This window comes from Microcoleus sp. ARI1-B5, from assembly GCF_036705795.1.
Classification (GTDB): domain Bacteria; phylum Cyanobacteriota; class Cyanobacteriia; order Cyanobacteriales; family Microcoleaceae; genus Microcoleus.
Genome location: NZ_JAUBVK010000007.1, coordinates 165,579 through 191,396 on the forward strand (window position 1 = coordinate 165,579; position 25,818 = coordinate 191,396).

At 46.7% G+C, this 25,818-nt stretch carries 19 protein-coding genes and 1 tRNA gene; 9 read left to right on the forward strand and 11 right to left on the reverse strand.

The genetic code is table 11. The annotated features are described in order from the left end of the window. Positions 1-22: 22 nt before the first annotated feature. Complete coding sequence (locus tag QUB63_RS13795) at positions 23-5,986, reverse strand: AAA family ATPase (RefSeq protein WP_332945806.1); 5,964 nt, start codon at positions 5,984-5,986, stop codon at positions 23-25. A gap of 98 nt (positions 5,987-6,084) precedes the next feature. Between QUB63_RS13795 and QUB63_RS13800 the strand changes: the two genes are divergently transcribed. Continuing rightward, the gene (locus tag QUB63_RS13800) at positions 6,085-6,303 is read left to right on the forward strand and encodes a hypothetical protein (RefSeq protein ID WP_332945808.1); all 219 of its coding nucleotides are present in this window, start codon (positions 6,085-6,087) and stop codon (positions 6,301-6,303) included. Here QUB63_RS13800 and QUB63_RS13805 read toward each other — a convergent pair. The 7 genes from QUB63_RS13805 to QUB63_RS13835 all read right to left on the reverse strand — a co-directional run bounded on the left by QUB63_RS13805 (position 6,300) and on the right by QUB63_RS13835 (position 14,749). After that, entirely contained in the window at positions 6,300-6,773 is a 474-nt protein-coding gene (locus QUB63_RS13805) for a tellurite resistance TerB family protein (protein WP_332945810.1), read from the reverse strand. The two genes, QUB63_RS13800 and QUB63_RS13805, sit on opposite strands and share 4 nt — an antisense overlap. 331 nt (positions 6,774-7,104) lie before the next feature. Further along, positions 7,105-9,006: a M61 family metallopeptidase gene (locus QUB63_RS13810; protein ID WP_332945811.1), complete on the reverse strand. Its 1,902-nt coding sequence runs from the start codon at positions 9,004-9,006 to the stop codon at positions 7,105-7,107. Next, positions 9,003-9,683 (reverse strand): Crp/Fnr family transcriptional regulator, encoded by a 681-nt coding sequence (locus QUB63_RS13815; RefSeq protein WP_332945812.1) that lies wholly within the window; start codon positions 9,681-9,683, stop codon positions 9,003-9,005. The genes QUB63_RS13810 and QUB63_RS13815 overlap by 4 nt, the downstream gene beginning before the upstream one ends. 231 nt (positions 9,684-9,914) lie before the next feature. Further along, positions 9,915-10,799, reverse strand: a complete 885-nt coding sequence (locus tag QUB63_RS13820; RefSeq protein WP_332945813.1) for a 3'(2'),5'-bisphosphate nucleotidase CysQ family protein — start codon at positions 10,797-10,799, stop codon at positions 9,915-9,917. Positions 10,800-11,090: 291 nt separating this feature from the next. Further along, on the reverse strand, positions 11,091-13,016 hold the full coding sequence (locus tag QUB63_RS13825; protein WP_332945815.1) for an alpha-amylase family glycosyl hydrolase: 1,926 nt from the start codon (positions 13,014-13,016) through the stop codon (positions 11,091-11,093). 254 nt (positions 13,017-13,270) lie between these two features. Next, complete coding sequence (locus tag QUB63_RS13830; protein ID WP_332945816.1) at positions 13,271-14,188, reverse strand: Rpn family recombination-promoting nuclease/putative transposase; 918 nt, start codon at positions 14,186-14,188, stop codon at positions 13,271-13,273. A 66-nt stretch (positions 14,189-14,254) separates the two neighbouring features. Beyond that, complete coding sequence (locus QUB63_RS13835) at positions 14,255-14,749, reverse strand: hypothetical protein (RefSeq protein ID WP_332945817.1); 495 nt, start codon at positions 14,747-14,749, stop codon at positions 14,255-14,257. 197 nt (positions 14,750-14,946) lie between these two features. On the opposite strand from QUB63_RS13835, the gene QUB63_RS13840 reads away from it, so the two are divergent. Next, positions 14,947-15,132, forward strand: coding sequence for a hypothetical protein (locus QUB63_RS13840; protein WP_332945818.1), 186 nt, complete (start codon positions 14,947-14,949; stop codon positions 15,130-15,132). Positions 15,133-15,237: 105 nt separating this feature from the next. After that, positions 15,238-16,242: an MvdC/MvdD family ATP grasp protein gene (locus QUB63_RS13845; protein ID WP_332945820.1), complete on the forward strand. Its 1,005-nt coding sequence runs from the start codon at positions 15,238-15,240 to the stop codon at positions 16,240-16,242. A 208-nt stretch (positions 16,243-16,450) separates the two neighbouring features. On the opposite strand, the gene QUB63_RS13850 is transcribed toward QUB63_RS13845, so the two are convergent. Next, a complete protein-coding gene (locus tag QUB63_RS13850) occupies positions 16,451-17,314 on the reverse strand; it encodes an Npun_R2479 family HD domain-containing metalloprotein (RefSeq protein ID WP_332945821.1) in 864 nt (287 codons plus the stop codon). A 236-nt stretch (positions 17,315-17,550) separates the two neighbouring features. Continuing rightward, positions 17,551-17,865 (reverse strand): Mo-dependent nitrogenase C-terminal domain-containing protein, encoded by a 315-nt coding sequence (locus QUB63_RS13855; RefSeq protein WP_332945822.1) that lies wholly within the window; start codon positions 17,863-17,865, stop codon positions 17,551-17,553. A 319-nt stretch (positions 17,866-18,184) separates the two neighbouring features. Here QUB63_RS13855 and QUB63_RS13860 point away from each other — a divergent pair, with 319 nt between their 5' ends. Then, positions 18,185-19,000 carry a cobyrinic acid a,c-diamide synthase gene (locus tag QUB63_RS13860; protein WP_332945823.1) on the forward strand — a complete coding sequence of 272 codons (816 nt, stop codon included), beginning with the start codon at positions 18,185-18,187 and terminating at the stop codon, positions 18,998-19,000. A gap of 171 nt (positions 19,001-19,171) precedes the next feature. On the opposite strand, the gene QUB63_RS13865 is transcribed toward QUB63_RS13860, so the two are convergent. Then, the gene (locus QUB63_RS13865) at positions 19,172-20,215 is read right to left on the reverse strand and encodes an AI-2E family transporter (protein ID WP_332945825.1); all 1,044 of its coding nucleotides are present in this window, start codon (positions 20,213-20,215) and stop codon (positions 19,172-19,174) included. Between the two features lie 104 nt (positions 20,216-20,319). On the opposite strand from QUB63_RS13865, the gene QUB63_RS13870 reads away from it, so the two are divergent. The 5 genes from QUB63_RS13870 to QUB63_RS13890 all read left to right on the forward strand — a co-directional run bounded on the left by QUB63_RS13870 (position 20,320) and on the right by QUB63_RS13890 (position 25,778). Then, positions 20,320-20,472, forward strand: coding sequence for a hypothetical protein (locus QUB63_RS13870; RefSeq protein WP_332945827.1), 153 nt, complete (start codon positions 20,320-20,322; stop codon positions 20,470-20,472). A 214-nt stretch (positions 20,473-20,686) separates the two neighbouring features. After that, the gene (gene gshA / locus QUB63_RS13875; protein WP_332945828.1) at positions 20,687-21,838 is read left to right on the forward strand and encodes a glutamate--cysteine ligase; all 1,152 of its coding nucleotides are present in this window, start codon (positions 20,687-20,689) and stop codon (positions 21,836-21,838) included. Positions 21,839-22,076: 238 nt separating this feature from the next. Then, positions 22,077-22,538: a tRNA (cytidine(34)-2'-O)-methyltransferase gene (locus QUB63_RS13880; protein ID WP_006631733.1), complete on the forward strand. Its 462-nt coding sequence runs from the start codon at positions 22,077-22,079 to the stop codon at positions 22,536-22,538. A gap of 587 nt (positions 22,539-23,125) precedes the next feature. Continuing rightward, positions 23,126-25,567, forward strand: a complete 2,442-nt coding sequence (locus QUB63_RS13885; RefSeq protein WP_332945830.1) for a peptidoglycan DD-metalloendopeptidase family protein — start codon at positions 23,126-23,128, stop codon at positions 25,565-25,567. A 138-nt stretch (positions 25,568-25,705) separates the two neighbouring features. Further along, positions 25,706-25,778 (forward strand) — tRNA-Met (locus QUB63_RS13890). Positions 25,779-25,818: the final 40 nt, after the last annotated feature.

Here is a 25,818-nt window from a genome sequence, read left to right on the forward strand (position 1 = left end):
CTACATAATTAGTTTAAGTTGTTTAAATGCTGCGCACGGGAAGGGCGATCGCAAATTCGGTTCCCCTTCCCGGCGAGGAAAAACATTCTAAACTTCCCCGGTGTTTTTTTGTGACTATATCGTGGCAAATTGGCAGTCCCAATCCGGTTCCTTTGCCTTCAGCTTTAGTTGTGAAGAATGGCGTAAACAATTTTTCTTTGATGTGTTTTGACATTCCAATTCCATTGTCAGATATCCTAATTTTTACTGTACGATTTATTTGTTTTCCGCTGCTATTGTCCGCTGAGGTAGAAATTGTAATCACATTAGGATTGCTCTCAATCTGTTTGTAGGTTTTACCCAAATTAGATTCTTCCAGAGCATCGATCGCATTAGCTATCAAATTCATAAATACCTGATTCAGTTGCCCAGGATAGCATTCTATGTTAGGCAATTCCCCGTAGTTTTTGATGACTTTAATCGCCGGTCGATCGCCCGACGCTTTCAGTCGGTGCGACAAAATCATTAATGTGGTATCAATTCCTTCGTGAATATTTGCGGATTTTTTCTCAATCCCGTCGCTACGCGAGTAATTTCGCAAAGATTGCATGATGTCGCGGATGCGCTCTGTTCCCAATCTCATCGAGTCAATCATCTTCGGCAAATCTTCTACTAAATAGTCTAATTCAATCGCTTCTATTTCATCTAAAACTTGTTGTCCCGGCTCGGGAAAGTTGTCTTGATAAACCTGGACTAAACTTATCAAATCGCTAATATAGTCTTTGGCATGATGCAAGTTACCAGAAATAAAGCTCACGGGATTGTTCACTTCGTGAGCAACTCCAGCAACCAGTTGTCCGAGTTGCGAGATTTTTTCTGTTTGAACTAATTGTGCCTGAGTTTGTTGCAGTTGAACGAGTATTGCTTCTAAATCTTCAGCTTTTTGTCTCAATTGAACTTGCGATGTTTGCAGAGCTTTTTCGGCGCGCTTGCGATCGCTAATATCGCGATTAATTACCAGGGCGTGGGGTTTGCCGCCGTACTCAAAGAAGTTCGATTTGATCTCAATATCGCACAGCGTACCGTCTTTTCTCTGTATGACAGCTTGACAGTTAAATTCTTGGCGTTTTATGACAGTTTGTTGGAATTCGGCGAATAAATGCAGATACTCGGGGAGAATATAATCTGGCGGATTTAAATGCACAAACTCCTCCTGAGAATAGCCAAAAATTTGACAGAGTGCGGGGTTAGCTGCGATGACTTTACCGCTATCCAAATCTATCAGCGAAAGTCCGTCTGCTACCGTCTCAAATATGCTGCGGTACTGCTGTTCTTTTTGGAGGACTTCGCCTTGGAACTGTTGCAGGCTTTCGAGAGATTCAGCCAACTGGCGGGATTTGTGTTGTTCCCGGGCGTAGAGGCGGGCGTTTTCAATGGCGATCGCCGCTTGTGCCGTTAACAGTTGCAACAGTTCCAGCCGATCGCGCGTAAAAGCTCCCGCCGCCAGATTATTCTCTAAATACACAATGCCAATCAACTTACTTTGATACAAAATCGGCGCGCATAAAACCGACTTTGGCTGGCAATTCTGAATGTAAGTATCCGCTTGGTAAATTGTTTCTCGACTTGCATCGCTCAACACCAACGGCTGCTGAGTTCTCGCTACATACTTAACTAGAGAAATAGGAACATCTGAGCTCTTTTCAACCCGCATAGACTCCTGAAATGTTGCTGAGTCGTGCTGGTTAGTATCCGACACTTCCACAAACAACAGCCCCTCTCGTTCTAAAATAATACAGCCTTTCTGCGCGCCAGCATTTTCTAAGATAATGTGGAGCAGTTTTTTCAACAATTTTTCTAAGACAATTTCACTGTAAATTGCCCCAGAAGCTTTGATTACCGTTGCTAAATCCAAGATATTAGCATGACTGGATGTACTCGCAGTTACAGTTGCAGCAATCCGCGACTCTACAGCTTCTGGAAATAAATTGCTATAGTATTGTTCGAGTTGACGGACTTTCGCTGTGGCGCCCCACTGGATGTAGCAAACTCGGGCATCGTTGAGATAATTTTTGACAAAAATGAGCCGATTTTGCGATAAATAAAATCTGGCTGCTAATTCGTTAACGAGTGCAGCATCTTGAATGAAGCCGTTTTCTATCGCGAGGGCGATCGCACTATCGTAGCATTCTGACGCCTCATAGTTTTGTCCCGACAACCGCGCCGCTTGGGCCCGGATGGCTAAATATTTGTGCTGGTAATTCGCAGGGCAGTTTTTGGCAAATTCTCGAAGTTCTTCCAGGCTGATGTTAAGCTGTTCTAGGTAGATTTCGCGATCGCCCTCGCTGGCATTTGTACAAGCCGCAGCCAGCGCTATAGCCCGGTGGAAGCAAAAAACCGGACTCAGAAAAGTCCCGACAGCACCTGCCAAAAATTTAGCACCAATATTGGCATATTCTAATGCTCGATCGACTTCGCCAAACCAATTCGCCCGGGCTAGTCTGTACAGATAAACCATAAAAGAAGTCGTCAAATCTGCCGAGGCTTCAGCAAATTCTAAAAGCGATTGTTCGTCGATGAAACTTGGGAGATTTTCCGCAGTATCGGCAGGACAAGTAAGTTGATAAATTGCCTGTTTGTTGAGGAAAAAATATGCTAGCATATTGCGGTCTCTTTTCTCCAAAACCGGAATATATTCATCTATAATATCGGCGGATTTTTGCAGCGATTCATTGCCAAAAAAGCTGAACCACAGATAATTAACCGCAGCATATCCCGACCACTGATAAGCACCTGTCTCTAGACCGCTATTAAAAGCTTTGAGGATAAAAACCTTGGACTCATCAATATATTTGATGTGGTGCAAAGTCAAAGCCCCCCACACAAGCAAAATATAAGCGCCTAACTCTTTAGCATCCCAGCGTTCGTAGAGATTTAGACCCAGTTCTCCAGCTTCGCAACCCTGCTCAATTTCGCCATATTTAACAATCAAAGTAAAGGCATACAAAATGTAGCCAAAGGCAGAAATCCGGCAGTTGCCGTGCTCGATTGTCGCCTGCACCAACTTCATGGCGCACAAGAATTGAGCGTTGCGACTTGTCAAGAAAGCAATTGGAAAAAGTTCTTTCAAAATCCGGTGGGCGGCGAGTTGCAGCGGATCGGTGAACTCTGGTAAATCTGCTAAATCGGCGATCGGGCGTTGGCGAAGCCCTCGAAGAGGATCGCCAATCATCCTTTTCGTCTTCGCCAACTCCCGCAGCAAATACTCATCATCCGGGTACGCTTCAAACTCAATCCCCAAAAATTGCAGCGTATCGATACCTAACCGATAAGCTGCAGGCAAATCATTTTTCATCCGCAGACAAGTCATTTTCAACTCATTAACCCGACACCGTTCTAACAATGTCCTAGTTTGCGGCAAAATCCCATCTAAAATTACCAAAGCTGCGTCATTTTCCCCATTCAAATATTCTGCTTCGCCCAATTCAAAATGCAGCGCCCAAGTTAACGCATAATTATCTTCCCAGCTTTGTGGCGGCAAACTATTGCAGCCCGACTGAAAAAAACTCAGCGCCGTTTCAAACGCAGAAGCAGCTTTCGCAGTTTTGCCCGCCTGCAAGTTTAACTGAGCTAATTCATAGCGTTGACTCAACTCGCAAATCAACCCGCCAGCAAAATTCAAATGATTGACAATATCAAAAATTCGTTCTTGTCGTTGGGCTTTGCTGCTTCCGTGCAATAACAAACGCCCGATCGCCAAATGAACCGGTGCTTTCTCTGCATCAGGAATCATGGCATAAGCAGCTTGCTGAACGCGATCGTGCATAAATTTGTAGCACACCTGTCGGGCCGTTTTGCCCAACTTCTCCAACTCTTCGGGCTCAAATACTTGCGGTATCCGATAGGTATTGCCTACAGGTAAAATCAACCCCACTTGCAGCGCTTCCCACAAATCCTGTGCTGTTTGGGTCCAAGATTGTCCGCTGGCTACCGACAGCAGATCCAAACTAAACTGATTGTCAATACAAGCAGCTAACTGCAAAACTCGCTGAGTTGAGGTTGACAAACTTTGAATTCTCTTCACCATCAAATCAACAACGTTCTCCGAAATATCCTGCCGTTCAATATGTTTAATATCCCACTGCCAATGAGCCGCCTGCGGGTTAAATCTTAACCAGCCTTTGTGATGCAAATACTTCAGCATTTGTTTGAGAAAAAATGGATTTCCGTCAGTTTTTTCCACGAGCAAATTTGCCAGCGGTGTCGCTGACGCGGCGGCACAGTTGAAACTTTCAGCAACCAGTTGAGTAGCGCGGCCAATTGCTAGCGGTTGTAAAGTAATAGCTGTCATCGGAACTCCTGCGGCCCTCATTGCCTCATTTGCCAGCATAAACGGATGCGTCGGGCTGATTTCGTTATCCCGGTAAGCAACAATCACCAGCAAGTAAGGGATTTTTTTGAGGCAACTTTGTTGGTACAAATTGACTGTTGCAGCATCTATCCACTGGCAGTCATCTAGAAACATTACTAAGGGATGTTCGGCAGTGGCAATTGCTCGCAGGAACTGCTGCATCACTCGGTTGAAGCGGTTTTGAGATTCGATCGCGCCGAGTTCCGGTACTTCGGGTTGCGGGCCTAAAATTAACTCTAATTCGGGGATGGCTTCGATCGCAATTCCAGCATTAGCCTCCAAAACTTGCAGCAGTTTTTCTCGCCACAAGTCAATCCGATCTTGGCTTTCGGTCAAAATCTGCTGCACCAAACTCCGCATGGCTTGATTGAAACAAGTGTAGGGAACATTGCGCTTAAATTGGTCAAATTTTCCCGATATCAAGTAGCCGCGCTGCCTGGTTAAATTGCGCAGAATTTCGTGCACCAATGCTGATTTGCCAATCCCGGAGTAGCCACCTACCAAGACAATTTCACCGCTGCCGTCGCTGACGCGATCGAAGGCTTGTAATAATTGTTCTATTTGTTCTTCCCGCCCGTAAAGTTTTTGCGGAATTAACAACTGACTCATCGCATCCAGTTGTCCGGGGATAAAATTAGAAATTGTACCTGAATTCTCGATTTGATTCTGGCAGCGTTCTAAATCTGCTAACAATCCCGCTGCACTTTGATACCTGTCTTCGGCATTTTTTGCCATCAGTTTTGTCACAATTTGGGCCAATACTTCGGGAATTTTCGGATTTAATTCTTGAAGAGGAATCGGTTGTTTGGCAATGTGACAGTGGACTAATTGCAGGGGCTCGCTGCTGCGAAATGGCAATTTTCCTGTCAGCAGTTCGTAAAAGCTGACACCGAGAGAGTAGAAGTCGCTGCGGTAGTCTACGCCCCGATTCATCCGCCCGGTTTGTTCCGGCGACATATAGGCGAGAGTTCCTTCTAGGCGATCGGGATTTTTTAAGTTTGGCGTTTCTTTATTTAACCGCGAGGCGATGCTGAAATCAGCGATTTTTACTTGCTTTGTTTCGGGATTTATGATAATATTATCAGGCTTGATATCTTTATGAATAATTTGATTTTGATGTATAAATACTAAAGCTTTTGCTAATTGGACGGCAATGTTTAAGAAGTGGGCGATCGGCAATTGGTAGCGCGCGGTTGCTGCTTGCACAGCAGTTGTGCGAATCGCAGCGCTTGGCCCGCCGCCTGCAAGTGATTGTGTATCGCGCATTGCAAAAATGCTGCTGCTAGCATTCCCAGCCCTTGCCATCCACTGTTTGAGCGAGATGCCACCAAAATCCTCTAAGACTAATACTAAGCAGTTTGGGTGAGTTTCTAGGCGATCGACTTTGACAGTATGCTCGCAATCGAGATATGCCGTTATCTGATATTCGTGTTTTAAGCGAGTTATCTGTTCTAGGGTAGGATATTCTGTATTTAAAACTTTGAGAATCGCAGGCTGTCGGTTTGTTAGGGATACCGCCCGATATATAACCGTGTTAGTTCCTTGGTGGATGAGTTCTTGCAAGTCATAGCCAGAAATCCTTAAAGCTGGGAGCATAAAATTTGATTCCCGTCCATAAATTCGTTTCTAATTCTATAGTGCACCATGCAGGATAGAAACGAACTGATAGAAATCAAGGAGACAAAAAATAGTAGTTGCCAAACTGCTACCGCAGCTATAAAGCTAAGCTCGCTCGCTGTCAAACACCCGGACATAATATAACAGAGGTTCTCTTGACTGAAAAACTGTGGAAATACTTACGTAATAAAACTTACGTATGGCGGCTGATTCCCGGTACGCAAAATCAGAGGTTTAGTAACGAGAAATACATGAAGAAACCGGGAATCAGCGATCGCGCGCCAGTCCCAAACTAGCCTTTGATGAACTTTTCTAATTTGTGAGCCATCTTCTCTACAATTCCCTCCGAAGTATCTGCAGCCGATGCTTCTGCTTCAATACGCTTGACAGCATCCTCTGGAAGATTCAGCAACTGCACTAATTTTTGATAAGCTGCGGCTTCGTCAGCGTTAATTTTTGGTTCGTCGGGAGTGCGAGAACTAGATGAAATCACTTCATAGCCGAGTTGCAAAACTAATTCTTTTTCATCTTGAGTTTCTAGTTGGTGAATCAACTCATCAAGGGGGATATTTTGCATGATGTAATCCCGCAGTTCCTGTTGCATTTGTTGTCCGTCGGCATCGGGCGCAAACAAACTGCAAAAGCGATCGAGCATTAAATTAACTTCTTCTGTCGCTAGTTCGCCGTCAGCCCAGGCCATAGAAGCAACAATTCTCAGCAGGTTCATCTGGCGGGGCGTAATTGATGGAGGTGGTGGGGTTTGCATAATTAAAATTGGGAATTGCTAATTGGGAATTGGTCATTAGTCATTAGTCATTAGTGTCAACTTAACATCTTATGCAGTACCAGTCTGCTGTTTGACGATTAAGGCTTCGATCCCCCCGGCGCCCCCCTTAAAAAGGGGGGAGTAGGGGGCAACCGGAATATCTCAAAGTCGGTCTTCTTAAGGGGGATTTAGGGGGATCGAGACGGCGCTACAAGCGAGATTTCTCTGGGTTTTAGGCGATTGTTGACACTAATTGAGAATTGGGAATTGAAAATTGGGAATTGAGCGTAATTCCTTTTTGTCTTCCCCTTCCCCTTCCCCTTCATTTATGTCACAAATTCGATAGCGGAACACCCAGCCATCCAGTAAAGTTTTGTTTCTGAATAGTGCTTGGTCGATCGACTGGTACGATCGAGTAACGTGTCGGGCGCGCGGGGGCGAGAGTAACAGAACAAGTCCGCAGTTCGTCTTGGTGAAACACTGTCACCTCCACCGTGTCCCCTGGCTGATAATCTTTCAGCCTCTCGCCCGCTTGTTCGGCATTTACCCGAAAACCTGCGATCGCCAGCAACTCATCCCCAGCGTCAATTCCGGCCAATTGTGCGGGCGATCCTGCTTCCACAAATTTAACCGTTTGCCGCCCGTTTTCCACCCCCAACATCCAACCAATCCGAGGCGTTTGGTCAGTTTCATCTACCAAAATTTGCAGCCCGAAAGGTTCCAGATATTTGTTGTAAGGCAACTCTTCTGTGCCGTCTACATAGCGCGCAAAAAAGTCGCTCAAATCGATGCCGGCTACAGACTCGATCGCACCTTGCAACTCTTCGGGAGTAAAGCCTATTTCTGTTGGGAGCGAGTGAGAATTTAACTCTCCGTTTGATGTCAGATTCGCAGGCTTGGCGTCTGTTCCCGACTTCTGGTCAAAATCGCCGTTTTCAGCAGCACGACCCTTGCCAAACTGCTGCCACATCAAACGCATCACATCGTCGAGCGATCGGGCGTTGCCGTGTTTGGCTCGAATCAACAAATCCAGCAAAAACGAAACTACTTCCCCTTTCAAATAATAGGAAATCTGCGAATTGTCGCTATTAGCATCCCGGCGATAAAGTTTAATCCAAGCATCCCAACTAGACTCGCTCGCAGGCTGCACGTTCCGCCCCGGAGTCGTCTGCAAGCGAGTGATTTCCTTACCCAAATTTTGGAAATAACTTTTGACGTTGTAGATACCAGCTCGAAACGGAATCACCAAATCGTAATAACTGGTCGTGCCTTCCGAGAACCACAGAGAAGGAGTGTAGTTCTCATTTTCGTAGTCAAATACTTCGAGAGCTTTCGGTCGAATGCGTTTGACATTCCAGAGGTGAAAAAACTCGTGAGCCACCAATTGAATGAACCGTTCGTACTTGTCCTTAGCCCGAAAACCAAAACGCGAATAGTTAAGAGTGCAGCTATCTTTGTGTTCCAAACCGCCAAAACCCGAGCCGGACAAATGCAGCAAAAACACATAGCGGTCGTAGGGCAAACCGCCGAACATTTGAGCCTCGACTTCGATCACTTTTTGGATGTCTCGAATCGCCCGATCTGGTTCAAAATTGCCTTTTCCCCAAACCACAAGCTGGTGGGGTTTTCCCATCACTTCAAAATCGTAGGAATCGTGACAGCCAATTTCAAAAGGACTATCGACAAGGGTGTCAAAATCCGCAGCAGCGAAAGTAAGATTCTGCCCGGAAACAGGCTGCAAAGTAGTCACCGTGCGCCATTGGGGCTGCGGCGGCACAACTGTGAGGGTGTAGCAGTTGCGCTCAAAACCGGGCAAGAAAAAGCACAGAGCCGCTGGGTTGAAATAACCGTGAGTCGAGTCTAAATGATTGGTTCTTACTGTTAGTTCGTTGGCAAAAATGCGGTAGAAAACCGTGACATCTGACACCGAATTTGTCTCGATTTGCCAGTGATTTTTGCTAATCTTGCGCCAAGTTAAAGATCGATCGCCGGATAGCGAGCTAAAATCTTGCAGGTGGCGGGCGTACTCTCGAACCAAGTAAGAACCGGGAGTCCAGACAGGCATTTTTAAATCCAGCACCGGCTCCGACCAACCTTGCACGCGCAAAGTCACTTCAAACAGGTGGGATTCAGGATTGGGCATCGCCACCGAATAGTGAATTGTCGGTGCTGTTAGTTGTCCGCTCAGGTTGCCTGCAGCGGACGAGGTATCCTCATAAGTGACATCAGTCATTGACTTGCCAAATTCATCAAGTGCTTGAGGTTGATCAAATGGATAGTTTGGCGGTCGGGATCGATTTTGATCCAGCCTTTACTATCGAGTTTTTCCATAATTTTGCTGGTTTCATCTAGGGCGATACCTGTCACATCAGCTAAGTCTTCATAAGGGATATTGAAGATATCTCTGCCCTCAGCAGTTTTCTGACCGTAGTTTTCTCCCAGCTCGACTAAAGTATTTGCTAGTTTAACCGCTGGCTGGCGGTTCTGCAGTTGAGAGCGGAGATTGGTTTGGCGCAGCCGCCGCACCATCAGTTGCAGCATCCGGTGGTGCAATTGCGGGTCTTTAAACAGGGTTTGGATAAATCGCTGAGCCGTGACGCTGATCAGCCGCACGGGCGATAGAGCAAGTACGTCATTCGATCGGGGAGATTCGTCAAGAATGGCCATTTCGCCGAAGAATGCTCCCCGTCCTAAAATAGCCATTGATACAGCTCGATCGTTTGACAGGCGCCGGACTTTGACCCAGCCGGACACAACAAAATAAATCGCGTTGCCCCAAGAATCCTCCATCACCACAGCTCGGCCTGGGGGATACTCATGCTTGACGGCATTTGATAGCAGCCCTCCCAAGGTTTCTGGGTTAGCACCCTTAAATAGAGGGAACAGCTCACTGAAAGCTTCTGTCTTCATGCAAACTCGCGGAGGTGGGAAATTTGATTAGGCGACACCCAACAGCTAGGGAACGATCGCTGTTTGAGAAAACAAACAATCTGTTGCTGCTACATAAGATTGACACAAAGCGAACGAGACGGACATCTCAGACACAGGGGAAACTTACTTCTCATAGCTCCTGTAATTGATGATAAGGGTACAGAGGCGCGCTTCACCTAAAATTGGCAGATTCTTTAATCTTAGACGGGTTTACAAGCGTCCCACTGCCTGTTGAACTTTGCCCAACAGAGGTTCTATGTATTCCGGCCAGCCGATCGCGATTGACTGCGTGTGGGCCAGAGTCTCCGGCTCGATCGCATCTTTAGTCCACCTCAGCGGTTGACCTTGCAAGTCGCAACAAACCAATCCGGCTGCTTTTGCTAGGGCCAGAGGGCCGGCGGTATCCCACACTTTAACTCTGCCGTTTAAATACAGGTACAAACCGGCTCGACCGAGGATCACTTCCATCACTTTTAAGCCAAAGCTTCCCAGCGAGTAAAATTCGGCTCCCGGGATGCTTTGGGCGATCGCCCGGGCGTAGTTTTTCTGGTCTTTGTCTCCGAGAACAATTTTACAATTGAACGGTGTCGGAGCTGGGGGTTTGCACGGGGCGATCGGCTGCGGCGCGATCGTTCCCACAGTTTGGAACAATCCCCAATCTTTGCCCCCAAAATACATTTGGTCAAAAGCCGGGGCATAGATCCAGCCAGCCACCGGTTCGGCTTCCAGCAGCAGCCCCACCATCGAAGCGTAGTGCTGTTTTCCCTGAATAAATCCCTCCGTCCCGTCGAGGGGATCGATGCACCAGAGACGCCGGTAATTTGCCCGGTAAGCTGCTCTGGAGGTGGTGTTTTCCTCCGTGATCCTGCCGTCTTCAGGAAACAAAGCGCTAAATGCTGCTGATAGTTGTCGGTCTAAGTAGCGATCGATACTCGTCACGTAGTCGTCCGGGCCTTTCTCGGAAACTTCAAAAGGTTCCGCTGCCAGCTTGTAAGCTTCTTGACCGCACTCCCGCATGGTGTAGCGAATTTTTTGGTCTTGTTCTGGAGAAATATACATGAGGTTAAACATAAATGCTTCAGCTAACTTCAGCATAAAAGCTTAAGTCACGCGGGTCGATCGATCGACCCAGATCGCTATTTCCGACTCATACAGGATTTGCACTCTGCTGTCCTTCAAACCCGGTTTTACAACCCAATATCGGACAGCGGTTTCAACCGCCCCGTTTTTTGAACCCAAGCATATTGCTGTCTAGCGGGCAGTGCCTACCATAAATCACGTCCTCCGAGCGAGCAATCCCCACCATAAAGCTGACACAACAATCATCCGTAAAGTGCGCCCACAAGCACCCTACAATTATTTAACAGTCTCACACAAAAATCAAAACTAAGACTCCCGTCCGCTCGCCCACTTATCCCGCCATTTCACAGTCCCTTCCCAAGCCAAAACCCAGCGGCGACAAACCAAATTTTCTCGCAGCGGCGACAAACCTTCCCGCAGCAGCGCATACTTATAAGAAATCAACTTCCCCGCACTTTCATTAAAAGGAATTTCCCCAAACCAAGTATTAGTATTGATATACTCCAGCGGGTAAGCCTTGCTAATATCCCAATTCCCCAACTCAGGACAATCTCCAATCACCACAATTCTTTCCCCAGGCTGAGTTTTAACACTGTTAAGCTGGGCCCGCACAATAGTTTTCCCCTTAACTCGCTCTCCCACGCGGCTAAAAATCATTACTTCGCGATCGCCCAACTCTAAATTGTACAGCATCCCGTCTTTAACTTCAAACTTGCGGCGCGATAAAACCTCCGTATGCTCTCCATCAGGCAACTCAGTATCAACCGCTTCAACCGTCACAGAATTGCCGCGATTCATCGCTACAAACACCACAGAATCGCGATAGCGGCGCACGTAACAATAAACATCAGGAGTTAAATATTTTTGCCACTGACTCCCCATCGAAATAGCTGGATTCAGCCGCCGCAATCCAGACAGCAACCGCACATCTCGGTAAATCGGCGAATCAGTATCCCACTTTTCCATCATCGGGCGGTTGTAAGGGTCATTTCCCCCTTCAGTATCATCGTGCAGGTACTGTTCTGTACCGTAATAAATACAGGGAATGCCGCGAGTCGTCATAATTAAACCTATCGCCAACCGCAGCATTTCTGGATCGGGATTCAACGACTGAAACCTCGGCATATCGTGGTTGTCAATAAAAGTAATCAACTCCGTCGCCCCGTAGTAGTGGTAATCCAGATCCAGTACATCTTGGACTAAGCTAAATCCCGCTTCAGCACCCTTTCCCAATACTTCTCGAATTGCCACGCACAGACCAAAATCTAAAATAGTCATCCCTGACTCGTTGACAAATTCCACAGAACGCTCGTTTCTAGGGTCGCTGTAAATCCATTCGCCAAAAATGAAAACATCAGGTCTGTGTGTTAAAATGTCAGCATTAAATTCCTGCCAAAACCAAATAGGCATATGCTTGACTGTATCAACCCGCAAAGCATCAACACCTCTGTCCAGCCATTGTTTAATTGCTGACTTAATGTAATTGCGGTATGCAATATTGTTTTCGTTGAAAGTTGCTAAACCAGACAGTTCGCAGTTTTGGACTTGCCATTCATCTTCCCAGTTTTTGACTTCGCCGTAGTGGTGATACCAGTTATCTTTATCGTCGTTAAAGTCAGCTATTTTTACGCCGTCGTCGTAGAGTTCCCCTTTTTTGCCACTAAAATCTGGGTTGCTGTGATTGCAGACAATATCGAGCACCAGTTTCATTTTTCGTTGGTGCAACTCATCTACTAATTTGTCAAATACGGTATCTTTAGTTTCTTGTGTTTGGTTGATAGAAGGATTGTCGCCTTTGGCAATAAAGCGGGGATTTAGTCGTTTAAAATCTTTAATCCAGTAGCCGTGAATTGCCGCTTGTTCGACAAATAAGGCTTCAACTTGCTCGAATAAAGGAGTCAGCCACAGTGCGGTGACACCCATATCTTTCAAGTAGTCGAGTTTGTCGATAACTCCCTGCAAGTCGCCGCCCCAATATTTGCCCCAATTTTTGCCTTCTGGATCGTAAAGTTCTGGGTTTGGGCCTTCGTTGTTTGTGGAGTCGCCGTCGTAAAAGCGATCGACTACAATGAAATAAATTGTTTCTTGTCGGAATTCAATGTCTCTGGTGTAGAGGAATTCTAAATCCAGTTCAGTTTCTGGCTTAACTTCTTCTACCAGAGACTCAATTTTTTCTTCAGGTTTGGTAGTTTCGTATTGAGAGGAAGTTTGATTGGGAGTGACTGGCGTCATGAGATTTATTCTTTTATATTGTAAGATTGGTCAGTTATTGGGAGTTAGAGTCGGAGATAGCTTTCCCGTCTGACTGACTTTTACAGCATAATACGTAATTTACTCCTTTAATAAAATCTTCCTTTAGACAGATGGCAGAGTCGTCTATAGGTTTGTAGTGAGGACTTCAGTCCTCTCTCGTTCGATGAGGACTGAAGTCCTCACTACAAACCAATTTGATTGTGGTTTGTAGTGAGGACTTCAGTCCTGCCTTTCTATTCCTCCCGCAAATTTTGGACATCTTCAACACTCAAACCAGTAGTTTGACTAATAGTTTGATTGTCAAGCACATTGAGAAGTTGCCTAGCAATTTCCAGAGCCTTTTCTCTCATTCCTAGCGCGAGTCCTTCTTCTCTGCCTTCTTCTCTGCCTTCTTCTCGCCCTTGTTCTCGCCCTTGTTCTCGCCCTTGTGCGAGTCCTTCTTCAATTCCCTTTCGCAAGATTCCCTGCTGATCCATAATATACCTCTCGCGATCTTCTAAATCTTTCAACTCTTCAGCATTCAAGTTAGTTTCATTAGCAATCGCAAAAGCTTGTTGTATTTCCGAGACATTTTCCATTGTTGACGGTACAACTTCCAAACTGGGGGCATTTTTCATAAAATAAACCCACTTATCAGTCAAAGTTTCCAACCGATCCAATTGTTTGTTGAATTTTGGCAATTCAATAAATATCATTTCCATCCCTGGATCGGGATACTCAAATAAACGTTCTTTCTCCTTGAACAAAAAGTGAGAAATTACTTCTCGGTCATTGTCAAACATTTCAAAATCTGTAATTGTCAAAGCAATTACAGGTTTTAACTTAAAGTAACCTTCACCGCGAATCAGTTGTGTCGAGTAAGTTTTCGCAGTATTGTAAACCACCCGTTTCGCAAAAGATTCTACATTTAAAACTTGCATTTCGATAATTACAGTTTGACCTAATGCCAGCTTGGCTTTGACATCCAGGTAAGAGTCTTTGAGATAAGAGACTCTCGATGGTAAATACGGATCGATGATTTCTAAGTCGGTGATGGTGGGATTGCCGTCATAAATCATGGCATTAAGAAAGCTGATTAAAATTGGTTTGCTTTGATTGGAGCCGAATATTTTTTTGAAGGCAAAATCGATTTTGGGGTTAATGAATCTCATTGTTGGTTTTCGTTTTCTCAGCTTTTTAACGATTCAATCTATCTGGCAATGAGGAGCAAAACATTCTTATTCTGTCAAATCGACTTGTCGGATCTCTTCTAGCGTCAGATCCAAGCATTGCGCGATTTGCTCGTCGCTCAAACCTACTGCTTGCAAGCGATCGATCGCCTCAATTTTCGCCCGCTGCTTTCCCCGCAAAAACTCAGGCGACTCTTCCTGTGACGTGCAGACATTCACCGATCCGATTACATGATTATGAGCGACATGATGACCTGTAATGACGCTGCCAGTAACGTTGCTAATCCTCGACTTGCGGATCAGTGCCGATCGCAAATTTAATTTATTAACCTCTTCTCCAAAAGCATCAGAGAACAACTCCCATAGCTCGTAGCCCACATCTTTAGCATAACCCTCAGTACAATTCAGCGATCGGGCAATATCGCCGTACTTTTGCCGCTTCAAAACGCCCTCAATCACGCCAACTTGCATATCATCCAAATGCTTGCCAGTTTTCGCAAACACCACTTCATCAGCAAAAGCCAGTGCTTCTTTAACGTTCATCAGGTTTCCTCACAATATCCGAACGATCGAACTAAAACCGTCTAGATCCGACTATTTTCGCCTTTACCACAAAAGCGATTGAAGCTTTCTCAAAACTTTCTGCATTATACGACTTTATCCGACCTTTTTCGACTATACAAATCAATGTGCAAGTTGTAGCATTGTGAGTGTAAAACCTCGTTCAAAAGAATTAACTCATGACGACTACCCAACTCGCTCTCGACAAAAAAGCACATCCTTTGATGATGCACCTGAGCATCTCGCCGAAGTACGACATCTCCGAAGAGCCATCTAGCTACGATCCCAGCACGCAGACTTCTAATATCAAATCTATGGCTAGCAGCACATGTGAACGACAGGGTTCCTGGCGGAGTGACGACTAGCATTTTCTCGGAGTTTTACAATCGCACCCTAGTTTTTTGAAAGACCTGTGTATTTTTTTGTGTTACAGGTCTTTCATTGTCAACTTTATTTTAATTGATTTAGCTATGACCGACGTTTTGATCGTAACTTCCGAGACTGATATTCATGCAAGTGCCGTTATCAAGGAATTGCATAAATCAGATGTTCGAGCAATTCGATTGAATTCAGAAAGTTTTATTCAAAAAAGTAAATACTTTTATGAGTGGCAAGCTTCTGGCAATCCCAGTCAAAGTTTTTTGTCTTTTGAAGACTCCTTGAGAGAAGTTCAAGATATTGGCGTGATTTGGTGGCGAAAACCAGAAGATTATGGGGTATTTCCAGAAGTTAACGATGATTGGGCAATCAAGTATTGTCGAGAAGAAACAGAATATTTGATTTATTCTCTATCTGGACTCTATCCGAAAGCTAGATGGCTCAATAACTACTACAAGATGAGATTACAATCTCATCGAATCAATCAACTTCCTACTGCTCACAAGCTGGGAATTACTATCCCTCCAACACTCGTAACTAATTCATACGAAGCTGCTTGCGACTTTGTGGCACAACAGGGAAAGTGCATTGTTAAAGCGATGCGCTACGCTGGATTTGTACATGATGAAAAGCAGTATGCTTGCTATACTCGCCCCATTGATGTAGAAACACTTGAAGCATTTCGAGAGAGCATTCGATTGGCACCCGTTTTTATTCAAAAACGCATTCAAAAGAAAGCAGAATATCGCGTTACATTAATTGGTAAGCATGATTTTGTCTGCCGCATTGATGCCAAACATACCAACGATGCAGACGTGACTTTAGATTGGCGCGTCACCGAACCGGATAAACTCGTTCACGTTCCCGACAAGCTACCAATGGATTACCTCAACAAACTTCATCAAATGCTTGACGAGTTTGGTTTAAATTTTGGTGCATTCGACATCATTCGCGACGAGGACGACACGCTCTATTTTATCGAACTCAATCCCAACGGACAGTGGTATTGGATCGAAATTCTCACTAAAATGCCTATGGTTCGCGCAATGGTTGAACTCATCGAAGATTTAGCGCTGCAATATCAACAGGATTGCTGAATTTTATCAGGAATTACACATTTTATTGGCATTGCTTCGTTCCTCGTGGCGGACAAGGAATCAGATTGACCATAATATCGTGGCCGGGGCGGGTTTATTATATTGTAGATTATAGGCAATTATGGTTGGTGAACCCGCCCCTACAGGAATTATGTCAATTGACCGGACATGATATGAGATTGCTTCGTTCCTCGTGGCGGACAAGGAATCAACGAACTACAGCCACATCCTCAACTCCCACTTCAGAATGCTCCACCCGGAACACATTTGCGTTCAGATTAGCAACAATTTGTTTCCCCTGCTGCGTCAGTTCCAAATAGCCGATCGCATCTTTCACATACCGATAAACCACATTCCAATAAAACTTAGGATACCCCTCCCGCAAATCCGCCGGATTGCGATACCCCAAAACCTGATTTTGACCAGTCTCCTCAAACTCGTAAAACAGCCCAGAAACCTTTTGCAAATATCGCGGATCGCTCAACTGACCGATTAAATCCGCCGCCCGCACCAAACCCGGATAATTCACAGTATCTTGATAGTCTTCATCCCGAGGAACCGGGAAACGAGTTAACTCAATATTCCGCTTAACCAAGTCGGCATCAATCAGTCTGTGACACCCAAAACGCTCTTCAACAAACATTTTTCCGCGATCGACATGATAAGGCGTCAAACTCGCATCAGTCGCCCCCCGAGGCAGCATTAATTTCATGTCGCCTATTCCCGTCGCATACAGTCCCAAATCATTTCTATCTTGACGGCAAACGCCCTTAACATATCCGATATCGTGGCACAGCAAAGCAATGTGGAAATGCAGCCAATGTTCGCAGGAAACACCACCCTCCCGGATGTGCTTCCCGCGCAGAATTTGTTGTCCCACCAATGTCACTAAAATAGTGTGTTCCACATTGTGGTAAAGAGCATCGCTATTGGCAATATTTTCCAAAGCCATACTCGCTACCCAAGCAATAATCTCGGCATAGTCAGATTTGAACCCGCCGTAGGTGTGGCGGTAGCCTTCAATCAGCCGATTTACAAAATCGTTAATTAGCAGTTCAGTTGCGTTAAACATATTCACTTCCCTGTGCAAAAGTAGCTGGTTAAATTATTTTTATAGTTATTATTTTTGCTGCGATCGTTTGATCTTATTTTTGATTTAACCGCAACGGTGGATGCCCGCTCCTATATAGAGGCATCCACTGATATTATCAAGGATTATGGCTTAAATTAGCGCTCTCGCCACTAGCTGGTTCACGCACCCTGTAAATAATTGATATCAATGGGCGATCGAGGTATGACACCCCTCAATCAGCAGTAGGGCGTTACATCTTCCCCGCATACGTCAGCCAAAAAAGAGAGCGATCGAAAACGCAACCCCACTAATTCCTCATATACCGGATTCAGCTTGCACATCGGGGGTATGTGGAAAAGATGGTGTCCCCATAGCTGAATATCTCTCTCAACAGGACACCGTGCGGGTATAAGTTGGCACAACCACTCTCGCATTTGCCGAGATCCCACTGCAATGCTGTCGAGCCACTTTCGCACTGGTTGCACGAGGCTCTCGCCAAAACTTAAGTATTGGCACCGATTTTCAGGTAAAATATTTGTAGTCGAGTTCATGATTGACCTCAGTAATCCTGATTAACAAAAAGTTATGAATCACCCTTCTCAATCATCAACCGAACCCGCCGTTACCACAGTGACGTGAATACGTCTTTCGGGTGACACTCGCGGCCCCAAAGCGTGATAAGGCCAGCTCACAGTTGTGATTGCAAGTCCGCAAAAGTGTGAGACAGATCACTTGCTTTACTCGATACATCATGTATCTTAAGACATATCAAAAAAATAAATATAACTTGTAACTCCCCGCCTCTACTTTACCATCTTACTTACCTGCGATATATTACCCGGTCAATTTACTAAAATAAGGTTTTAGGCAATGATTAAACAAAAATATAAATATGCCGACCTTTCTCAACGCCCCCACACAGATACTGTGCTGGAAAAACTCCCTGTAGAAGTTAAGGAGTGGGCCGAAAGCTTGCCTTGGAACCAGCGGCGCTACGTCTTGTCCCTCTCCTACATATTGTGCGCATCTACTCCCGAGTTGCAAGCAGAATTTTTAGATGACTACACCGCCGACGGTCTAGTCTCAAAAATGTTTGAAGATGTAGACACTCTACACCGAGTCAAAGAGTATTTAATCAGATTCCGAGTCAAAAAAGAATTAAACGAATCTGATTTAAGAAGCTACATCAAACAATTTTATATCCACTCATCTCAACAAGCCCGACGGGAAACTGACCAATATTTAGAATCGGCGCTCCGCTTCGTCTTGAGTACAGAAGAACGCAATAATGTTTTTAACTACATTTTGGGTTTTGAATTTATTAAAATTGTGTTTCAAATGAGCTGGTTGCAACACGAAAGATTAGCCCGACTGCAACAAAATCAGTCGCAGTTTATTGAAAGCTATATCAAGCCGATTCAACACGCACACAAAATTAATGCCATAATTGTACCGAAAGATGAGCGAATCTTTTTTGCCAGACGCGCCTATTACGTTCAACGGCCTAACATTTCTTACAGAAAACTCATTGAGTTAGTCATGGCAACTTTTACTACAGAAATGGTGACTAACTGCGGATTTTCTATAAGTCGCCACTCTCAAGCTCTGCGCTTTGACTGCGATTACATTTACGATCCCGAACCTGAAGAAGAAAGATTTCCTACTGACTTGCAATTTATTCATTGACTGTACGCCGTCAGGTGTGCGCGGAGTGGCACACCCTACGTTACTTTTTTTCTCTTTACTTTTAGTTGCGCGTTGCGCCAAGGAGAGCTTTTGAAGCATCGGACTTATAGTCGGCAGGTTAAAACCGGGTTTTTAAGCCGGATTTGACATTAAATAGGATGGCTGTATCAATTAACCTTCCGCTTGCATTTCTTCAATTTCAAACCAGCTAACTATCACTCCCGCTAGCGGAATAGCCAGAAATATCCCTAAAAGTCCTGCTGCTCTCGCGCCTACTAACAGTGCAAAAAACACCACTACCGGATTGAGGTTAAGCGAATTTTGCATGAGTCTCGGATGAATAAAGTTGTCTTGAAGTTGCTGCAAAACAATGCAAGCTGCTAATACTTTTAAAGCCAGCCACACATTTTGAGACAATACAATAAAACAAACTAAGCTAATTCCCAGCGTCGCTCCTATCCCCGGAACTAAATCAAACAATCCGATAATAAATGCTAAAATTAAAGGAAATCTCACACCTAACAGCAGGAAAACTACAAAGCTTGCTGTTGTCAAAAATAACATTAACAGAATTTGTGCCTGAAAAAATCCTAAAAAGTTTCGCTCTATTGTTAAACTTAAACGCCTGTGCAGGTGTCGGGGTATAAATTTGAGAACCAACAGCCACAGCCTCTCTCCATCAAGTAACATGAAAGAAGCCACCACCATAATTAATATTAAATTCAATAAATTGGTTAAAAATACTTGTAAAAAAGCAATACTCGAAACAACTCCAGCCAAAGCTTGATTTCGCAGTTGTTCCTCAATAACTCGCAGGTTAACTTGCAGGTTTCTTGCTCGCAGGAATGCTTCGAGGCGCTCCGACAGAGGCGCTAGAGCATTCACAAATTCAGTCATGCTGTCAATTAATTGCTGTCCTTGAGATAAAAGAGTGACGCCTACGGTGACGGTGAGACCGCCAAAAACTAAAATGGTGAGCAAGACAACTAAGGCGACAGCTAAACTTCTGGGTAACACTCGCTGGAGAGTTCGCACTGGATAGTTGAGCAAAAAAGCCACGAGTGCAGCAATCGTGAAAACTGCGACTGCGGTTTCAAAGTAAGCTAAAAGTTGCAGTCCAGCCCAACCCGAAGCAAATAAAAGCAAAAACCGGACTAAGGCTAAATTGCTTAGCATATTCCAAAAATTGGGAGGGGTTCTTTCTTGCTCTTTCACAGGGATTTCCAGGGGTTGATAATAGCTCAAAAATATTGCAGAGTCCTCTTTTAGAATCGCACCCAAGCTATGTCTGCGGCTATCCCCCTCAAGGCAGAAAATATATGTCGAAGGAAGAGGTTCGAGGTTCGAGGGAAGAAGGTAGTGCTTTCTCACTTCTGTCTGTGGTAAGGGTGGGTTCTGTTTACGATAAGTACGATCGCGCCGCGAATGCCGAATCAAACACGCAAACGCGATCGCACAAACAGCCTTTCTGACTCAAAAACCGCCTCGGAAACTCTTTGCGGTGCCAGCATTTGCCGCGACGGGTGCGGCAACTAACACAAAAACGCTCAAACAAAGCTGACACCGAAACACCCGCTCCCGGTGCCCTGGAGCGAAAAATTTCAACTCTGCCTCGTGGCAGATAGTACGAACAGCTCAATTTTTGGGATACTAGAAACTAGCACTCAACTTAGCTGAGGAACAAACGTGCTGCTATCAAAAGGCTTTGAAGTAGAAATGTATACCGGCACGCCCGAAGGCGAGGTTGTCGGTCTCTCCGATCGCATAGTTGCCGATCTAGAGGGATTTGTGCGGGAGCCTGATAGCCGCAATGTGGAGTACACGACCGCCCCGCTGTGCAGCTACGATCGCCTGCTGTGCGCCTTAGTCAAGCCGCGAGTCCGGCTGCGCGAGTATCTCAAACAATTGGGCGACTATACCTTGCTGCCGGGAAGTACCCTGTCTCTCGGGGGGAGCGATCGATTTTACCGATCCGATCCCAACAACCCCTACCACACCTACATCGAGCAAACCTACGGCACCAAAGTCGTCACCGCCAGCATTCACATCAACATCGGCATCTCGCAACCAGAAATGCTGATGCGCGCCATCCGCCTCGCCCGCGTCGAAGCACCGCTATACCTGGCATTGAGCGCCTCTTCCCCCTTCCTCGACGGCGCAGCCACGGGCTACCATTCCACTCGCTGGGGTTTGTTTCCCAAAACTCCCGCCGTCGTCCCCTTGTTTGAAAGTCACAAGCATTACATCCAGTGGACCCAAGAACAGCTAGAACTCGGTACTATGCAAAATGTCCGCCATTTGTGGTCTGCTGTGCGGCCCAACGGCGATCGTCGCCCCTACTGTCTCAACCGCCTCGAACTGAGAATTTGTGACCTCGAAGTCAATCCTCTGGCTTTGTTGGCCATCACGGCCTTGCTAGAAGCTCGCATTTGGCAGATGATGGAAGACCCCAGCTTAGACCCCTTAGAACTGTGCACCTTGCCCGCAGCCACCCGCAACCAAGACTTAGTTGCCCTCACAGACGCCAACGAAATTTCTGCATCCCGGCACAGTTTGGATGCCGAACTCACCCACTGGCAAGATGGCCGAAAGATTTTGGCGCGAGATTGGATTGAGGAAATTTATCAGGAAGTTTGGCCGATCGCCAAAAAACGCGGCTTTAGTTGCTTTCTCTCGCCGCTCAAAAAGATTCTCCGGGAAGGCAACACCGCCCAGCAGTGGTTGAAACTGCACGAGGGCGGTTTGGACGCCCGCAGTATTATTCTCCAAGGAATTGATGGCATGGCTCACCAGGAATGGGAGCTCGAAGATAACTTGTGCGCCCAGTTAGTTGCGTGAAGTACCCGCAGCGATCGTCTCGGGGGCTTTCAGTAGCCCCCTGCCTGTGCGTACTGGGCCCACAATCCAAATAGCCCGAACTTACTGCCAAAAAGTTGAAAAGCGCCGTCCAAACAAATCAGAATATTTAATCAATGGAACTCGATAGAAGTTATAACTAAAAGCTATAAGTTGTATCTACCTTTGGGTAGATTTCTACGTTTCCCAATTGCTGTATTTTTCGCTTTTAATTAGCTTCATGCCCCAACTTGTCTTGATTCACCCGCAAATCCCCCCCAATACTGGCAATATCGCCCGCACTTGTGCTGCCACAGGCACGGAACTGCATTTAGTCGGCCCGCTGGGGTTTGAAATTAGCGATCGCTACCTGAAACGGGCCGGCTTAGATTACTGGCCCTACGTCAACCTCCACTGTCACGAAGACTTAGCGGCTTTTCTGGCTTGTCGCCAGCAACGAGGAGGGCGATCGATCGGATTCAGCACTGGCGGGCGATGCAGTTACGCCCAATTCCAATTTCAGCCCAGCGACTGGCTGATGTTTGGCTCGGAAACTGTCGGCATTCCCCAATTCGTCTTGGATGCCTGCGACGCCACAGTTTTTATTCCCATGAGCCAGCCTGGAGTCAGGAGTTTGAACCTCTCCGTCAGCGCCGCTGTAGGTTTATTTGAGGCTAAACGACAGTTGGGCGAGCTGGGATAAATCATCATCAACACATACACATATAGATATTTAATCGCTGTCGGGGGCTGCCAAATCTCGCTTTAAATATAAGAAATTTGTATCAAAGCTGTGAGAATTTAGATAGCCGAGATTAATATATTTTATTCATCCAAAAACATATTGTTATCAGCAATACCAAATTACTCACAAGATGATTTAGCTACAAAAACAGAGGATTTCAGGGAGTTAAGGCGTCAGGGATCGCCTGAAGAGACCTGAAGGCTATTGATATCTAGTAAATATACGGTTGTAGGTAGTCCGGAAATTAGCATAGAGTCGGATAATAGGTGAGAGTCTTAGCCGGTGCGGGAACGCATATTTTATGTATTCGTTCCAGCTATTGCGGTGTAAGGCTTTTGGGGTGAAATTGCAGCGGGTTTGACCGAGAAGTTAAAAAATTCTGACGGTTCGAGCTTGTCTAAATTAAAAAAGCAAGGTAATCTTGCCTAAGCACGATCGCTGTCAACAATCAGAATATTTTTGGTGGTTGATTTAAATTCAGCGTCATGCGATCCCCTTGAGTGTTTCCAAGGACAGTTAGCGCTTCTCAGTAGGAGGTCGTTTTTTTGAAACGAACATATCCCCAAAAAAATCAGCCTGTTCAGGCTAGTGAAATCGACAGAGACGGTTCTGCGGAACCGTCCAAGCAGACAACGCTCAGCACTGGCTCCTTTCGCTCTCTCGCCACGCTCGGGCTGGCAATATCGGTAGGTGCTTCTGGCATCCTGCTGCCGAGAAACGGAGACAGCGCTCGCGCGTCTGAACTCGCACCGACAGCAGAATCCACCGCTGAAGTACAGCCAATCTCGGCCAACGGGCCCGCTACCTCCGCACAAGTTGACGGTTCCTGGGCCCAACAGGCAGGGGTTAAGGTTCAGCAGGGACAAACCCTTTGGGATCTGTCTCGGGACTATGAAGTTGAACCGAAGGCACTAGCAACTGCCAACGGCATCAAACCCGATACCGTACTCCAAGTTGACCGAGAACTCACAATTTTGCAGGCGACGGAAGCCGCACCACAACAGAACGCTGGCAATACTGCTGCGGTCAATCCCGAACAAAAATTAAATCTGACTGGCTCCGAGTCGTTGGATAGTGCAGCCTCTGGGCAGCAAACCGCAGCGCCTGAGCTGGCGACGACAATACCGGCACAAAGCTCGATCGAGGGCCCGAACGCAGACGGGGCGATCGACAGTTTGAAAAAACAGGAAAACCGCACCACAGCATCAGGTCGGCCCCTGTTGGAATCTGAAGGGGTAGCAAATTCATCTACACCTGCTGCCTTGAGACCGGAGCCAGCACCGACGCTGGCATCCCCCGCCGTGCTCCTGCAGACAACAATTCCCGACCTCTCGACTACACCTGTAATTCCCAATGCCAGGGTCGGTCAAGCAGCATCGCCCGATCGAGCATTAGAGTCAATAGAACAGTCTCTGGCAACACCGAGTTTGCCCTCGGCTGTGGTAGTCCCCCCAGCAGGCAGTAACGCCGGGCCGGAAACGGCGCTCTACAGCGTGCGTCCGGGAGATACCTTAGATGCGATCGCAAGTAGTCACGGCGTATCGCCCAAAGAGCTGATCGCCGTCAACAAGCTCGGCAACCCCAACTTGCTCAACGTCAATCAACGGCTGAAAATTCCCCAAGTAGGGTCAAATAATCCAGCGGTGCAGGCGGCAGCCTCGGATGGAGCCTCTAACTCTACATCTGCCTGGTCGGCGGCTTCGGTTCCCGCATCTTTGAACAAGAGCTCGTCTACCCCGTCCACAGCCGGTGCTGGCGTTGCTTCCAGAGCGCCAACAGTGGAGGTTGTCTCTCCCTTGGCGAACTTGGAAGGTCTGAACAATATTTCAGCCCCGATGGTTCCCAAAATAAACAGCATTCCGCTAACTCAAGTTTCTCAAACCATTAGCGACACCAAGAAGCTGGAGCTTCAAGGCGAACCAACATTTACAGGTGCAGTTGACACCAGCGCCCTGCCAATGCGATCGAGTGCCACTGCTACCGCCATCGCTACGGGAGAATACCCGCAGCCGGTCAGCTTGCAAAATGTTAGCGCCCAGGGTTTAAATGCCGCTCCAACTAACGCTTTACTTGAGTCGAATTCCCAGGATCTACCCACCGCTACCGCTCTCAACCCTTATTCCGAACGCTTGAGGGCAGAAGTTGTCAGGCTGCGAGAGGAATATCGCGCCGAGCGCAATTCGATCGGCGCAAATGCAGTGTCTCTGGCTCCAACAGACGCCCTGGAGACGCAAGTCGCATCGGGCAACCCGTCGGAGGATCTCCCCAGTGTCAATCCCGACCTCTACACCCCGGAGTACGCTGGGGCGGTGCAGAATGAAGTCAGCAGACCGCCGTCGAGAGCGTGGTCCCAGCAGGTTCAGAAGCAGCAGCAAGAGCGTTTTGACCCAGCTCGCGCAGCCGAACTGCAACCGATTAACCTGACCCCGACAAGCGCTGCTGAGCCTCCTGTAGTGGCAACTGCTCCTTTGGGATCTGAGGGTTACGACCCCCTGAGCAACCCGTCTTTGGGACGCATGGTTTCTCCAGAACTGCCTCCGCTTTCGGGCGCTGATACTTATCTGCCTAACGGCGGCAAACAGCAGTCGGCTAACGGGTTTATTTGGCCGGCTAAGGGCGTTCTCACTTCTGGCTACGGCTGGCGCTGGGGACGGATGCACAAGGGAATTGATATTGCAGGGCCGATCGGCACGCCAATTATGGCCGCCGACAGTGGGGTGGTTACCTATGCAGAGTGGAATGACGGGGGCTACGGCTATCTGGTGGAAATTACCCATGCAGACGGCTCAGAGACGGTCTACGCCCACAACAGCCGAATTTTGGTGCAAAAGGGTCAGAAGGTCGAGCGAGGCGAACAGATTTCAGAAATGGGCAGCACCGGCTTCAGTACCGGGCCGCACTTGCACTTTGAAGTCCATCCCGCCGGACAGGGTGCCGTCAATCCCATGGCTTTTCTGCCTGACGATACTTCCAGCGCTTCTCGGTAACGACTGGTCGGAAGTTATGGGTTTTGAATGATTAGCAAAACTCATAACTTTTTGGGGAGGTTATTAGAAATTCTGGTTTTTGAGACCGAGACAGAGCTCCCCCTACCGTGCTACGATAGTAAATCGTGAAGTAGGTTTGGCTCAGTGGCGCAGTGGTTAGCGCAGGGGACTCATAAGCCCAAGGTCGCAGGTTCAAATCCCGCCTGAGCCATGATTTAATGGAAAAAATCGCGCTCTCAATTTTGAGAGCG